Genomic DNA, 14,615 nt, shown 5'->3' with positions numbered 1-14,615 from the left:
CTTCAGCAGGTCTGGGTTTCGCCGGCGCCGAGCAGGCTCATGGCGCGCGCCATGAAGCCGGCGCGGCGCTGCTCGAAGCGTTCCGGATCGAGGCCGGCCATGAGGTTGATGGCCGCCACCACGGCGCAGGCGGTCAGGTGTTCGGCCGGCGGCACCGGGGTTTGCTGGGTCGCCGGCGCCAGGCTGCCGCCGGACCAGCCCGCGCAGGCCGCCAGCCAGGCGCCGATGTTTCGGTAACCGCCGGCGTTGGCGAACTCGAACGCGGCACGCCGATTGGGTTCCTCCGGCTCGCGCACCCATTGCTCGGCGAGCGCGGCGCCGGCCTTGTCCTCCAGCGGCAAGGCCACGTCGCGCGCGCACTGGCAGGCCCAGGCCACGGCGTAGCGCTTGGGCAGGAGGCGCGCGAGCAACTTCAGCGCATCCTGCGTTTCGCCGCCTTCGAGCAGCGCCTGCACGGCCTCGCGCGGCCCCATGCCGGGCTCCAGCCGGGCGCGCGCGGGATCACCCAGCTCCATCTGCTCGGCAGCTTGCATGACGATCGACATGACGCTCTCCCCCTTACCCGATCATCACCACGCCGCCGGACACCTGGTTCATGCCATCGCCCTTGAGCGTGAGCATGGGTGCCTTGACGGTGGCCATGGCGCCGCCGGCCACTTCGAGCATGGCGTCCGAATGCATCTTGAGCGTGGCGCCCGCGCCCAGGTCCATCGTGGCGCCGGCCTTGACGCCGACTTCGACCTGGCCTTCGACCTTGACCCCCACGCTGCCGGTAATCTTGATGTTGACGCCCTTGATCTCGATGTCGCCCGAGCTCTTCATCACGATGCTGGAAGCACCGGTGACCAGCTCGATCTCGGTGCCGGCCGAAAGCTTGAACTTCTGGCCGATGCTGGTGGTGCCGTTGGCGGTGACGTCGAGCTTGTCCTCGTTCTGCACGGTGACCTTGCGGTCGTGCTTGATCGTCTCGGTCTGGTCGTTCTCGACGGTGAGCGTCTGGTCGTGCTTGACCGTCACCGTCTCGTCGTGGTCGATGGTCACGACGTGGTCGTTCTCGACCTCTTCGTGCATGTCCTTCTGGGCGTGGATGAAGAAGTCCTCCTCGCCCTTTTTGTCCTCGAAGCGCAACTCGTTGAAGTCGGCGGTGCCGCCGAGCAGGCTTCGGCTCTTGATGCCGCTCTGTGTCTTGTTGTCGGGCAGCGCGTAGGGCGGCATGTTGTCGGCGTTGTAGACGCTGCCGATCACCAACGGCCGGTCGGGGTCGCCCTCCAGGAAGCTGACCACCACTTCCTGGCCGATGCGCGGAATGCTCACCGTGCCCCAGTTCTTGCCGGCCCAGGCGGACGCGACCCGCACGGGGCACGAACTTTGCGCGTTCTTCTTGTCGGGCTTGTTCCAGTGGAACGTGACCTGGATGCGGCCGTACTTGTCCACGGCGATGTCTTCGGCCGTGTCGCTTCCCGTGACGACGGCCGTCTGCAGGCCGACGACCATCGGCTTGACCGCCATCGGCATGGCGCGGAACGGCTGCTTGCTCTGGATGGCGGTGAAACTGCAGTGGACCTGCTCGCCTTCCCCGCCCTGCGTCGGATTGGCGATGTGCAGGGTCGAGCCGGCCACCAGGTATTCCTGGTTCAGCTTGTCCTGCGGGAACCCTTCCAGCTTGAACAGCGCGCCGGTAAGCAGGCCGCCGGCATTGGTTGCGCCGGAGAACTGCGACTGCATCGCATTGATCGCTTCGACTCGAACCTGCGCATAGTGCTTGCCCACGTCGGCGGAATCGTGCTCGCCGGGGTAGTCGAACGACTCCAGGTCGGACATCGCATGGTTGCCGTCGGCATTGTTGGCCGAATTGACGCCCAGCAACGACGCCTTCGGCTTCAGCGGATCGTAGTCGGCCAGCGAATACTTGATCGTCTGCACCGAGCGCGCCGGCGAGAACTCGGTGACCGCGATCTCGTGCGACGCCCCGCCGTCCCCCGCCTGCGGCAGGTACGGCAGCGTGGCGAACCCTTCGGACGCGGAATGGGCTCCCAGCGAGTCGGCCAGCACCATGGTGTGCACGCCGTCGGCATGCCGGAAGAAGTAGTAGATGCCCTCCTGCTCCATCAAGCGGCTGATGAAGTTGAAATAGTCCTCGCGGTATTGCACGCAGTACTCGCGTGCCGGGTAGCTCGCGGTGAGCTCGAGCTTGATATCGCTGTAGCCGATTTCCGCGAGTACCGCCTTGACGATATCGGGCACGGACTGGTTCAGGTAAATCCGGCAGTCCACCTTGTTCAGCAACAGCCAGGCCTTGGGAACGAGCGTCACCGAATAGGCGGCGTAGTCCTTGCCCTGGAAGCTCTCGAAACCGCTTTGGGATGCCTCGGCGACGATGCCGTTGACATGGCGCGTGTACGTCCCTTCCTCGTACGTCACCGTGATGGAACTGCCGAGCAGCGCGAGCAGGTCGAGGCCGTTGTCCTCGCTCCACATCTTCAGCTGGTAGGAATAGAGCCGCCCCAGTTGTTCGCTGCCCGAAAGGCTTGCCGCCGTGAGCTTGTCGCCGAGCGATGAAGTCATCGTCATGCGGTAGGTCATGTCCAGTCCCTCAAAAACCTGCGATCGCGAGCAAACGAAGCCATGCGCGACGCGCAGGCCGGACACAAGCGGGTGCTCGTGCACCGCGCCACTGCCACGGGCAGACGTGTCCGCCGCCGCAAGCACTGTCGATACGCATCCAAGCCCCCTTAAGCCAACCGATGCACGCAAGCCCCGTTTCCGGCGGTTGCGCCCACAACACCAGGAGGCCCTGCTGCACCTGCAGGCAGTCCCCCATGGTTCTTAGTGCGTAAACCGGGGGCATTTCAGGTCACGCAGCTTCAGCGTCGGCAGAGCAACCACCAACTGGTTGATCCAAAAGCCATTGTTCGGCTTTTTCCAGCTTCGCTCGCAGGCAAGCGCAGGTGTACCGGCCCAACTCCGCCGCAGGCACGCGCGCGGAGGCCAACGCGTCTAGAATCGGTGCGCGCGCCACCTGCCCGGATCGGTGCGAACGTCACCGGAGGGAACCTCATGCGCCACCACCGCAACGCTCACCCGACGGCCCCCGGCGCCATATCGCAGCAGGCGCTGCCGGGCCATCATCACGCACCGGGCGCCGGGCGTCTTCCGAATGCCCTGGGCGCCAAGCCGCGTTTGCGCACGCCTGTCAAATCGGCTGCCGAGCAAGCGGCCGACAACGCGGCTAACGCCATCTATGCCTGGCAGGGAAAATTCGACCGCATCAAGTTGCGCGAGGGCTTCGTTCGCGAGTTCGGCAAGTCCCCGCATTTCGATGCAGCCGCGATTCCGCAGCTGGAACTCCTGGTCGGCTTCATCGAGGGCGACGCGCGCATCACCGACGTGCGCTGGACGGCTTACATGCTCGCCACCGCGTACTGGGAAACCACGTCGCTCAAGAAAGAAACCGTGCCGGTACTGGACAAGCACCACAAACCGGTCGTCGACAAAAAAGGCAATCCTCTGGTGAGGTCGCGCAGGCGTTGGGCGATTACCATGTCACCAGTCGAGGAAGTGGGCCACGGGGCAAATCGCAATTACTACCTTCCCGTAAAAGTGAAATCCCTCCCGAAAGGAGGCGCGCGCGTCACCGAGCAGGACGGCGACCAGTTCACGGTAACGGCCGAAGGCACGTACAAGGCGATCACCCACGGCGCCAAGCAAGGTGCGGCCCCGGCCCAGAAGGCCGTTACGGCCTACAAAGACGATGATGGCGACGAATACGCCTACTACGGCCGCGGCTACGTGCAACTGACCTGGTGGTCGAACTACGCCAAGGCCAGCACCGAGTTGAACCTCGGCCTCCAGCTCCTGCTCAACCCGGACGATGTGCTGCAGCCGCAGATCGCTTACAAGGTCATGGCGCACGGCATGCTGACGGGCAAGGGTTTCGCCAACGGCAGGAAGTTCTCGACCTACTTCCACGGCGCCAGGAGCGATTACGTCGGTGCCCGCCACATGGTCAACGGCAGCGACCACGCGGCGGACATCGCCGGCATCGCGCAGCAGTTCGAAGCCATTCTCATCGCTGCAAAGTCCTGAGGCGAGCCCCTGTCCATGCGCCACCCCTATCGTCGTCGCCCATCGCTGCGCCTGCTCGGATCGACCATCGGCTGCTTCGCCCTCATGCAGGCCGTCGCCGCCACGGCGCCGACCACCCTGCAGGGGCACTGGGAGGTCGTCCAGGTGGCCGTCGATCATCGGGACCAGTCCCACTGGCAGTACTTCCCCGACGACCCTCGACTGCTCGGCCGCCAGCTCGTCGTCGACGATGCGGGTATCCGGCTCGACGACGGCTCGCAGGCGTGCGACGCGCCTGCCTTCTCCACACTGCCGGCCGACAAACTGCAGCACTTCATCGGCGATCGCTTTCCGCGTCCCGAATCCTTTGACACGCCAACGCATCCGAACCTTGCGGATTTCGACATCCATCTTGCCGACGCGGCGGTATCGCCCGTGGAAGTCAGCTGCACGCCCGCCGGATCGCCGTGGAACAGTGCATGGCTGGTGATGCCCTCCGCCGACCGCCTGCTGACGAACTACGACGGTAGCGGTTATGTGTTGGTGTTGCGCAAAGTGGAGAACAAGGAACCGATACGCGCGTCGTTCGCCTGCGCGAATGCGCACAGTGCCGCCGAACGAACCATCTGTGCATCGGCGACGCTCGCCGGCTACGACCGCAGCGTGGCCGCGGCCTATCGATTCGCCTTACCACGGGTGGGCGACGACGCCGCTGCCTTGCGCCAAGCCCAACGGCAGTGGATCGGCTCACGCGACGCCTGCGGCACGGATGTCCACTGCCTCGGCGAAAGCATGCGCGACCGCATCGACGAGCTGATGCAGCAATGACGATCGTCGTGGGCAAAGCAGCCTCCGGCGCGTCGTAGGCGCCGTGTTGGCGCGCCATCTTGACCATGCCACCGGGCAGATCCATGTCAGCGAGCCACCGTGCATGGTCATGCGCGGATTTCCAGACATTCGGGTTCGCTTCCGAGCGGGCGTTCCACGCCCGCGTTGACGCGCCCAGCGGCTGCGCGCCTGTCGACGATTGCACGAAGTGGCGCGCGCCGGGGCCATCCGGGGTCAGCTGGATACGCTCGGCAGAAACCTTCGCTGTGATCCCGACAACGCGCTCAACGGCGGCGGCTGTCGCTGAGTCGCAGCGCCTGGTGGGCGGCGGACCAGCGGCCCGTCATGACGCCAATCCTCAGGGCTGGCGCTGCGCCAGCACGACCCAGCCGGCGACTGCCTGGCCAGCCTCGCGGCGCAGCGCGTCGGCCTGGATGCGCACGTCGCCGAAGCCGCTGGAAGCCAGCACGCGTTCGACGTAGCCGCGACCGTGGCGATAACGTCCGCTCGGCGTGATTTCCAGCTCTCCGGACTCGTCTGCCATGGCTTCGAGGGTGAACCCGAGCCACCCATCGGGCCGGAGGGCCGCGTGAGCGGCGGCCAGCACCTCCTCCAGCCGACCGAAGTACACCAGCGTGTCGGCCGACAGCACGAGGTCGTAGGCGTCCGGGTGCGCCTGGAGGTAGCTGGTCAGCTCGGCCACTTCCAGCGCGTCGTAACCGCCACGCAGGCGCGCCTTGTCGACCATGCCGCCGGACAGGTCAACGCCGACCAGGTGCCGCGCGTGGGCGCGCATCAGCGGCGCGCATAGTCCCGTGCCGCATCCGGCATCGAGCACGTCCAGGCCTCCGTGCGCGGCAGGCAGTACGCCCTCCAGCGCGGCGGCGAGCACCTGCGGCGCGCGGTAATCCAGGTTCTTCAGCAGTTGTTCGTCGAAACTGTCGGCGAAGCCATCGAACAGCTCGCGCACGTAATCATCGTCGGCGCGCGACGGCGCGTCGGCACCGCCACACGCGGCCAGCATGTGGCGTGGCACCGGATTTTCCGGCTCGCGCGCGAGCCAGTCGCGGTAGACCTGGCGGGCTTCGTCGTGGCGCTTGAGCGCATACAGCGTGACGCCCAGGGCCTCCAGCGCGCGCAGGTTGCGTGAATCCACCTCGAAGGCGCGGCGGAAGCACTCGGCCGATTGCTCCAGGTGTTCCATGTTCTGCGCGTGGTTGCGCAGGAACAGGCCCAGCAGGTAGTGGCCGCGGGCATCGTCCGGCGCCTGTTGCAGCAGCGTGCCATACGCCTCGAAAGCCTCGTCCAGGCGATCCTGCGCCTCCAGCACCACCGCCAGGTTGCCCTGAGCGTTGTGATGCTCCGAAGCGCATTCGAGCGCGCGCCGATAGCAGGCTTCCGCCTCGGCGGGCCGGCCGCACTCCTTGTGGATGTTGCCCAGGTTGTTGTGCGCGTCCGGATGGCGCGGGGTGATCTTCAACGCGGTGCGTATGAGTTCCACGCCTTCGTCGCTGCGCCCCTGCTGGTGGCAGAGCACGCCCAGGTAATGCAGCGCGTCGGGTTGGGCTGCGTGCAGCTCCAGCACCTCGCGGTAGAGCCGCTCGGCCGTGTCCAGATCGTCCGCCTGGTGTGCGTTCATGGCCTGGCGCAGGACGCCGCGATGGTCGCGCACCACCGCCGCGGGAGCGGGCCGGCGAAGGTAGGCATGTGCAGGGTCGCGTTTCACGGTGCGTTCTCCGTCTAACGGGCTCGTCAGGTACGTGCTGCTGGCGGTTTCGGCCGCCTGCGTTGGTGTGGGTTCCGTTGCCATCCGCTCGTCATCCCATGAAGACGTCGCCCAGGCCTCCCGGGTGTCACAGGGCCTTGCAGATTCCGTAGTGCTTGCCCTCGTGTTCGGGCGCGTGGATCAATTCGCAGACCGGGTTCAACGGCCGCCCGCCGAGTTCCGACCGGTTGTCGTGGGAATCGCTTCCGCAGCGCCAGGCGAGGTATCGCTGGCCTTCGAATGGATCGTGATGGTCTGCGGCATCATCGGCTGGGCGGGGATCATCCGGCGCAGGCCGGCACCACGTTCGATGGCCGGGAAGCGGAAAGCGCCGGTTGCGTCGTTAGTCGTGGGCGGCTGCGGAGGAATCTCGTCCGGCTCGTCCGACCAGATCACCTTCTGGACGAACTCCGCGCCGGCGACGGTTGGCCGCCCCCGCAACACCGTTCCATGCACTTCGGAAAACAGGACCAGCCGATCGAACAACCCCGTGGCGCGCACCCCAGGCAACCCAAACGACCAGAATACAGCCAGCGCGACCAGGAACGCCGCCCGACTGCGCAGCGAACGCCGGCGCCCGCGCCCGGCAACGCCGCGCATCAAGCGATCAATACCGTGAAGCAGCCCAGCACGATGGTGCCGCCATGGGCGCAGCTGTCGCCCATGCGTGCAGCGGGCTGGCCGCCGATCAGGACCTTCGGCGATCCCAGGATGATGCTGTCCGGCGGGCCCACGCACGTCGCCATGTCGCCCAGGCGCGCGGCCGGCAGGCCGCCGATCAGCACCTTCGGGGCGCCCGGCGCCGTGATCGGGCCGCCCACGTGGGGCACTACGCCGGTGACCATCGGGCAGACGTGCATGTCGGTGAGGCGGGCGGCAGGTTGCATGCGGTTCCTCGACTGAAAGGGTTGCCCGCCCCGGCAAGGCGAGCGGAAATCGCCGTATCCGGCCCGCCAATGGCAACCATTGGCAGCACCGGTTCTCCCGGGAGAGGCAGCCGTCCTGGATTTCAGCCACCGATCGACCGGTAGCTCCCCTGGCGGTGGCGCGCCGGCCGGGCTGGCCAACGACGCCTATTACGTGAATTCGTAAAACGCGAGCAAATCCGGTCACGCCGCCTGGGCTGGCCTGCGGAGCGAAGTGGGCCGAGCGCCTGAACGCGCCAGGATGTCGGCAGGCAGTGCGAGTCAGGCCAGTCCGACTTGTTTGAGCGCCTTGCTCTTTACCCCGGCGAAGAACCCCTTCTTGGTATGCGTGCCCTTGTTGCTGGCGAGCCCCTCCAGCTGCAGGCGCGAGCCCTGGATGTCCTTGCTGGCGATCTTGAGCATCGGGTCCATCTGTTTCTTCTTCATCTGCTCCACGCGATCCATCCAGCCCGGCAGGCCGACGTCCGCGACGAACATGTTCGCCACCGACGAGGTGTCGGCGCAGGTCAGCAGGTAGCAACCCAGTACGGGACACTCGTTGAACACGGTCAGGTCCAACGTGTTCGGCGTGGCCAGGCGTTTGTTGCCCGCACGCATGTCCTTGACGTCCAGGCCCAGCGAGAACAGCTGCAGGCCCAGGCTGGCCAACGCATTGGCCGCGCCGATGCCGGCGGTGGTAGCGGTACCGAAGTCGGCGAACAGCCCGGCGATCTTGGCGCCGGTGGCCACGCTCTGCTGCCCCAGCTTCACCGAGTGCCGCGCCAGGTCGCGCTTGATGATCGCCTGGATCGCCTCCGCCGCGGCGTAGGGATCGCCCGGCCGGAAACCTTGCTTGTAGTCCGAGCTCTTGTAGAGGTTGTAGCCGTCCTGGGCCACGGCCTTGCCGGCCTTGACGAGCTTCACACCGCTGGTGACCACGCCCAGGAACGGAGTGATCTCGGCCACGAGCTCGGACAGTACCTCGCCGGATACCGCCTCGATGACGTCTTCGATGCCCGAAACGTCGGCGCACTCGACGATGAAGTCGCTGACCGCCTCCCTCATGCCCGGCAGGCTGGCCAGCTTGCCGACGGTCTTGCCGCCCTTGGCCAGCTTCTGGGTCGAGGTCACGACCTTCTTGCCGCCGGACAGGAGTTCCTTGGCGCTGGACAGCCGGCTCGCGAGGCCGAATTTCAGCTGGGTACCGGCGAACATGTTGACCAGCAGTTGCCGGCGTGCCTTGGCGAGCTCGCCCAGCGCCAGGAATTCTTCGCGACTCAGAGTGGCAGTCGGCATACCGTTTCCCCCGAATTGATGTTTGTCTGTCCCATCCTGCACGGCATCGCGATCCCAAGGCCGCGCGGGCTAGCGCCATGAGGCTTCCGTCCAATCGTTGTTCGGACGCCTTGAGCAGCTATCGTGTTTTCGCTCTCAGTAGTTGATCGAGCCATTGAGCCATGTCGCATTGATCGACGAGGACTGCGTGGGCAACGCGCTGTTGGGAACGGTGCGCCCGCCCAGTGGATGACGCCATCCGCTCAGCGGCTTCTTGCCCAGCGCATCATTGCCACGGACGATGCCCAACTGGCCCATCAGTGCATGCCAGCACCAGCAGGCCGGCTGTGACGCGTAAATGGCCCTTCGAACACTTCGGATGGAACGCTCATGTCGTCTCCGGGATACCGCGAGGAACGCGTGCGCAACCGCCCAATGGAAAAAACTCAGGCCGCATGCGGCTTACGCATGAATCCTGTGGTCGTCGCGCGTCCCGTTGTAGGAAGCGTGACCGGCCTGATACAGGATGGTCACGGGCACCTCTTCGACGGTCAGGCCGCTTATCCGGTGGCAGCGGTTGTATTCCCCCTTGTTGGCCGTCACCGCGATGCTTATCGTGCAGCTTGCAGACAGTTCCAGCAGAGCCGCGTGGCATTTCTCACAGGGAAAGGCGTTCTGATCCAGTTTCACGTTTCCCAATTGGGTAGCGGTGACACAGGACAACGCCCTCATCTCCGCGTGATCCGTGCAACCGTGCTTGGCCGCTGCGCTGATCGTCGTCTTCGCACTGCCTGAGATGATCTTGAAGCAGCTTGCCGATCCCTTTTCGGTCCATCCGCCGCCACCCTCGCGCGGAATGCTTACCGCGCTGACGATCTCGCCTTCTTTTGGCATGTCACCCTCCCTTGATCGGACACTGGCGGCAAGCGTCGCGCCGGCAGCGGCTCCCTAACGTCAGCACACCCTGGGGTCGGCAAGGCCGACACGATGGATGCGCCCCCTCTCGTCCTCCACCACGAGCAGGCCGCGCACGGCATCGATGCTCATGTTTTTGAAAAACGTCCTTTGCACATCCGTTTCGATGCGCGTATCGACGGATGATGCGTACAGGCGCTTGACCCACAGCCGCTTGCCAGACCCGATGTCGGTAGCCTCCACGTAGCCTCCCGGCGGAAGGCCCTCGGCCACGGGGTTCTTCAACTGCTCATAGCGGACGCCACCGTGGACGACCGGCGACAGCTCCGGTGGACGGCCTCGACTGGGTGCCGCGACCGGAAGTTGACCTGGCGGGAAATTCACTGGCCGTCGCGCGGTTTGTGGACCGAATCCGGGCCGCTCATCCACGTCGAGGTGCGCTCTCGCAAATCCACTACGTATTTGCCGCCGACTTCGCTCTGGATCTCGATCCGCTCACCGTCCGGCAGCAGTTGCATGCTTTTGAAGTAGCGTCCGGGCGTGCTCACGCCCGCGGCATCCTGGCTGGGCACCTCGTACACCTTGAGCATCCATAGGCGTTCCCCGGTCGACTGGTCGATAGCGACCAGATAACCACCGGACTGGGTGCCGCCATGGCGGTAGCTCTGCATGTCCTGCTCGTAACGAACGCCGTCGTGGACGACAGGCGCCACGGCAGGAGGGGACGGGCGGCTGGGGCGTGGCATGTCGTCGTTCATGGTCTGAGCCTTGGTAGTGGACGGTGAGTCTGGCGGCATGTGTGCTTGGTCGGACGCGCACGCCGAAACGGCCAGCAAGAGTCCCCACGCACACGCCAGGAGGACAACTGCGCGGATCGGCTGGCTGCGCGGCGTGCACGCGCTCATATGATCTTCAGCGCGTGGTTGCGTTCCGCATCGGACAGCGCGTTGCCGCAATCGGCTGCGAAAAAGGCCCAGTTATCCGCATTGCGCACGCAGTCGGACGCGGGATAACCGGCATGGGGCCCGATGCCGTACCAGGCATACCGGTCCTGGCCATTCTTGACGTCCAGCGTGCCGCAAACCAGATGGGACAGCTCGTGCACGATGATTCGCGTCCAGTTGGCTTGCCCGTGCACAACCCCACCGGGGTCGTCGGTGAAGAAATTGCTCTCGATGTAGACCACGTCCATGCCTTCGGTGCCGTTGCGGAAAGTGAACGCTTCGGAGGCCAGGAAATCCGCCTCATCGGCATCGCTGGTACCGCGGAAGGGTACCCAGTCGGTGACCACGAAGCGCCCCTTGTTCAACATGCCGATGATTTTCTTGAATCCGCTTGCCAGGTTCGCGATATGGTTGTCGAGGGCCGCGTCGGCCAAGCCCGGTTCGGCAAACCATCGCTTCACCATCGCGCGCGACTCGGCGTGTTTCGCCGCCGATCCGCTGGAAGAGGCGGCACTGGCGAGGACGATGCCGGCCTTCTGGCACCAGGCGAGTGCCTGCTGGGTCGAATTGCCCAGGTAACGGCGTTGCTGGTCAGTGAAATGTTCGTCCTGACCCGCCAGGCACCGTTTGGCGTGCCCCACAGTGGGCGCATGCGTGTCGAGATACGCACTGGGCCAGTCGGTGAAATTGGTCGGCAGCGAGAACACCCATACCCGCCGGTTGCCTGCCTTGTTCTGGAGGTAGACGTGGCGGAGGAACTTCAGGCTGGCAGCACGGCGCCGGGTTTCCTGGTCGATCAGGCCGGCATCGCTGTCGTTCCATCCCGCGGCCGCCTGGAGCATGCCCTTCTCCTCGGCGATCCGGGTCTGGCTGGCGCCTTTGGTGAGGCTGCTTCGCAGATCGTTCAACGCCGGCTCTTCGCTGGCCTCGAAGCCGTCCGCACCCATCAATTTTCCAAGCTTGACCACCAAGGGCTGCCAGCTCCGCTCGAAACTGGCGCTTTTGCCGATCGCGGTCCGCGCGGCGCGGTATTCGGTAATGAACTTTTTGTTCCAGTCGACCATGTCCGTTTCGCCGATGGTTGTTGCTTATGGGCCGGAGTTCGTCACCCGGCCGCCGAAAGACCTGGCTGCAGCGACGATCCATGGATCGCCGCGTGGCTGCCTAGAAGGTGTAGGAGAAGTTGCCGTCCTGTACGCCCACGCGCGCCTGCTCGATGGGCTTGCCCTCGATCATGCGGTTGAGGAATTCGCGACTGATATCCGGAAGCATCGTGTTGGTCAGGATTGCGTCGATCATGCGGCCACCCGATTCGCTCTCGGTGCAGCGGCTGACCACGAGCCTGACCACGTCTTCGCCGTACTCGAACGGAATCCTGTAGCGCGCTTCGATGCGCTTCTTGATGCGGCCCAATTGGAGCTCGACGATCTTGCCCAGCATCTCCGGGCTCAGCGGGTAGTACGGGATCGTCACCAGACGACCAAGCAGCGCCGGCGGGAATACCTTCAGCAACGGCTCGCGCAGTGCCTTGGCGATGCCTTCGGGTTCGGGCATCAGGTCCGGGTCCTGGCACAGTCCGGCGATCAGGTCGGTGCCTGCATTGGTGGTGAGCAGGATCAGCGTGTTCTTGAAATCGATCTGTCGGCCTTCGCCGTCCTCCATGACACCCTTGTCGAACACCTGGAAGAAGATCTCGTGGACGTCCGGATGGGCCTTCTCGACCTCGTCCAGCAGCACCACGGAGTACGGCTTGCGCCGCACCGCCTCGGTCAGCACGCCACCTTCGCCGTAGCCCACGTAACCGGGGGGCGCACCCTTGAGCGTGGAAACGGTGTGCGCTTCCTGGAACTCGCTCATGTTGATGGTGATGATGTTCTGCTCGCCGCCGTAGAGCGCCTCGGCCAGCGCCAGCGCGGTTTCGGTCTTGCCCACGCCCGAGGTGCCGGCCAGCATGAACACGCCGATCGGCTTGTTCGGGTTGTCCAGGCCCGCGCGCGACGTCTGGATGCGCTTGGCGATCATCTCCATCGCGTGGTCCTGGCCGATCACGCGCTTGCCCATCAGGCTGGCCAGGTTCATGACGGTCTCGAGCTCGCTCTTGACCATGCGGCCGACCGGGATGCCGGTCCAGTCCGACACCACCGAGCCGACCGCCACGTAGTCGACGGTGGGCAGGATCAGCGGGCTCTCGCCCTGCAGCTCGGCCAGTTGCGCCTGCAGGCTCTTCAGTTCCTCCAGCGCGGTGGCGCGCTCGGCGTCGGTCAGCGCGATGCTTGCCACGGCAACCTCGCCAGCCTCGGCGTTGGCCGCGCGCTCCAGCGCGCTGCCCGTGCCCTCGACCGGCGCCGCGTCACCGCGCAGGCGGGCGCGGATGGCAAGGATTCTCTCGACCAGACCCTTCTCGACCTGCCAGTTGATCTCGAGCGTTTCGAGCCGCGCCTTGGCGACGGCGAGCTTCTCGCCGGCCGACGCTTCGCGCTCGGCCACGTCCACGCCCACGGTCTTCTCGCGGGCGATGATGGCGAGTTCGGTTTCCAGGGCCTGGATACGCTTGCGGGTATCGTCCACTTCCGGCGGGACGGCGTGCTGGCTGATCGCCACGCGCGCGCAGGCGGTATCGAGCAGGCTCACCGCCTTGTCCGGCAGCTGGCGCGCGGGGATGTAGCGGTGCGAGAGCTTGACCGCCGCCTCCAGCGCCTCGTCCAGGATCTGCACGCGGTGATGCTTTTCCATCACGCTGGCGACGCCGCGCATCATCAGGATGCCTTTCTCCTCGCTCGGCTCGTCGACCTGCACGGTCTGGAAACGGCGGGTCAGCGCGGGATCCTTTTCGATGTGCTTCTTGTACTCGGCCCAGGTGGTGGCGCCGACCGTGCGCAGGTTGCCGCGCGCCAGCGCCGGCTTGAGCAGGTTGGCCGCGTCGCCGGTGCCGGCCGCGCCGCCGGCGCCGACCAGGGTGTGGGCCTCGTCGATAAACAGGATGATCGGCTTCGGGCTCGACTGCACTTCCTCGATCACCTGGCGCAGGCGGTTCTCGAACTCACCTTTCATGCTGGCGCCGGCCTGCAGCAGACCCACGTCCAGCGTGCGCAGCTCGACGTCCTTCAGTTGCGGCGGCACGTCGCCCTGGGCGATGCGCAGGGCAAAGCCTTCGACCACCGCGGTCTTGCCCACGCCCGCCTCGCCGACCAGCATCGGGTTGTTCTGGCGGCGGCGCATCAGGATGTCGACGACCTGACGGATTTCCTCGTCGCGGCCGACGATCGGATCGATCTTGCCACTGCGGGCCTGCTCGGTGAGGTCGACAGTGAACTGCTTGAGCGCCTCCTGCTTGCCCATCTGCGCCGGGCCCATCGCGCCACTGGCCTCGCCCGGCACCGCGCCGCCCATCTGGAAGCCGTCGCTCGCGCTCTGGCCGTCCTCGGGCGAGCCGGCAACGACCTCGGCGAACTTCTCCACCAGGGTCTCGGGCTTGATCTTGTCGAACTCGGGCGAAATGGCGACCAGCGCGTTGCGCAAGTGTCGCGTACGCACGACGCCGACCATGAGGTAGCCGGTGCGCACCTGCGCTTCGCCGAACATCAGCGTGGCGAACACCCAGCCGCGCTCGACCGCTTCCTCGACGTTGGAGGACAGGTCGGTGATGGTGGTCGAGCCGCGCGGCAGCTTGTCCAGCGCGTCGGTGACGTCGCGCGCCAGGTTCGACGGGTTGATGTTGAACTGCTTGACGATGCGGTGCAGGTCCGAATCCTGCAGTTGCAGGATCTGGTGGACCCAGTGCACCAGCTCCACGTAGGGATTGCCGCGCAGCTTGCAGAACACGGTGGCGCTTTCGATGCCCCGGTAGGCGAGCTTGTTGAGTTTCCCGAACAGGGCGCTGCGACTGATCTCGGCCATGATGTCTCTTCCCTTCGCGTT

The 14,615-nt window shown here is 65.6% G+C and carries 14 protein-coding genes; 2 read left to right on the top strand and 12 right to left on the bottom strand.

Translation table 11 applies throughout. The annotated features are described in order from the left end of the window. Window positions 1-2: 2 nt before the first annotated feature. Both ACFWZ4_RS10000 and ACFWZ4_RS09995 read right to left on the bottom strand, forming a co-directional pair. The gene (locus tag ACFWZ4_RS10000) at window positions 3-545 is read right to left on the bottom strand and encodes a DUF6931 family protein (protein ID WP_439704533.1); all 543 of its coding nucleotides are present in this window, start codon (window positions 543-545) and stop codon (window positions 3-5) included. Window positions 546-558: 13 nt separating this feature from the next. Beyond that, window positions 559-2,583: a type VI secretion system Vgr family protein gene (locus tag ACFWZ4_RS09995; RefSeq protein WP_439704532.1), complete on the bottom strand. Its 2,025-nt coding sequence runs from the start codon at window positions 2,581-2,583 to the stop codon at window positions 559-561. 474 nt (window positions 2,584-3,057) lie between these two features. On the opposite strand from ACFWZ4_RS09995, the gene ACFWZ4_RS09990 reads away from it, so the two are divergent. Together ACFWZ4_RS09990 and ACFWZ4_RS09985 are read left to right on the top strand one after the other, a co-directional pair. After that, window positions 3,058-4,086 (top strand): hypothetical protein, encoded by a 1,029-nt coding sequence (locus ACFWZ4_RS09990; RefSeq protein WP_439704531.1) that lies wholly within the window; start codon window positions 3,058-3,060, stop codon window positions 4,084-4,086. Between the two features lie 15 nt (window positions 4,087-4,101). After that, the gene (locus ACFWZ4_RS09985; protein ID WP_439704530.1) at window positions 4,102-4,893 is read left to right on the top strand and encodes a lysozyme inhibitor LprI family protein; all 792 of its coding nucleotides are present in this window, start codon (window positions 4,102-4,104) and stop codon (window positions 4,891-4,893) included. Window positions 4,894-5,251: 358 nt separating this feature from the next. Here ACFWZ4_RS09985 and ACFWZ4_RS09980 read toward each other — a convergent pair whose 3' ends face one another. From ACFWZ4_RS09980 to tssH, 10 genes are all read right to left on the bottom strand, one after another. Continuing rightward, window positions 5,252-6,532: a tetratricopeptide repeat protein gene (locus ACFWZ4_RS09980; protein ID WP_439704612.1), complete on the bottom strand. Its 1,281-nt coding sequence runs from the start codon at window positions 6,530-6,532 to the stop codon at window positions 5,252-5,254. Window positions 6,533-6,817: 285 nt separating this feature from the next. After that, on the bottom strand, window positions 6,818-7,258 hold the full coding sequence (locus ACFWZ4_RS09975; RefSeq protein WP_439704529.1) for a DUF6795 domain-containing protein: 441 nt from the start codon (window positions 7,256-7,258) through the stop codon (window positions 6,818-6,820). Then, window positions 7,258-7,545, bottom strand: coding sequence for a PAAR domain-containing protein (locus ACFWZ4_RS09970; RefSeq protein ID WP_439665804.1), 288 nt, complete (start codon window positions 7,543-7,545; stop codon window positions 7,258-7,260). Before ACFWZ4_RS09970 ends, ACFWZ4_RS09975 begins: the two co-directional genes overlap by 1 nt. Window positions 7,546-7,845: 300 nt before the next feature. Beyond that, window positions 7,846-8,859 (bottom strand): hypothetical protein, encoded by a 1,014-nt coding sequence (locus tag ACFWZ4_RS09965; RefSeq protein ID WP_439704528.1) that lies wholly within the window; start codon window positions 8,857-8,859, stop codon window positions 7,846-7,848. A gap of 135 nt (window positions 8,860-8,994) precedes the next feature. Beyond that, complete coding sequence (locus tag ACFWZ4_RS09960) at window positions 8,995-9,156, bottom strand: hypothetical protein (RefSeq protein WP_439704527.1); 162 nt, start codon at window positions 9,154-9,156, stop codon at window positions 8,995-8,997. A 144-nt stretch (window positions 9,157-9,300) separates the two neighbouring features. After that, entirely contained in the window at window positions 9,301-9,732 is a 432-nt protein-coding gene (locus ACFWZ4_RS09955) for a hypothetical protein (protein ID WP_439704526.1), read from the bottom strand. Between the two features lie 60 nt (window positions 9,733-9,792). Beyond that, complete coding sequence (locus ACFWZ4_RS09950) at window positions 9,793-9,996, bottom strand: hypothetical protein (protein ID WP_439704525.1); 204 nt, start codon at window positions 9,994-9,996, stop codon at window positions 9,793-9,795. Between the two features lie 137 nt (window positions 9,997-10,133). Further along, a complete protein-coding gene (locus tag ACFWZ4_RS09945) occupies window positions 10,134-10,511 on the bottom strand; it encodes a hypothetical protein (RefSeq protein ID WP_439704524.1) in 378 nt (125 codons plus the stop codon). Window positions 10,512-10,654: 143 nt separating this feature from the next. Further along, the gene (locus tag ACFWZ4_RS09940) at window positions 10,655-11,761 is read right to left on the bottom strand and encodes a M35 family metallo-endopeptidase (RefSeq protein WP_439704523.1); all 1,107 of its coding nucleotides are present in this window, start codon (window positions 11,759-11,761) and stop codon (window positions 10,655-10,657) included. A 100-nt stretch (window positions 11,762-11,861) separates the two neighbouring features. Continuing rightward, the gene (gene tssH, locus ACFWZ4_RS09935) at window positions 11,862-14,594 is read right to left on the bottom strand and encodes a type VI secretion system ATPase TssH (RefSeq protein WP_439704522.1); all 2,733 of its coding nucleotides are present in this window, start codon (window positions 14,592-14,594) and stop codon (window positions 11,862-11,864) included. Between the last annotated feature and the right edge of the window lie 21 nt (window positions 14,595-14,615).

Origin of the sequence: Frateuria sp. GZRe12 (genome assembly GCF_051900535.1) — a bacterium.
GTDB lineage: Bacteria > Pseudomonadota > Gammaproteobacteria > Xanthomonadales > Rhodanobacteraceae > Frateuria_A.
Note: the sequence above shows the minus strand (reverse complement) of the source record. Positions and strands in the feature narration are given on the sequence as shown.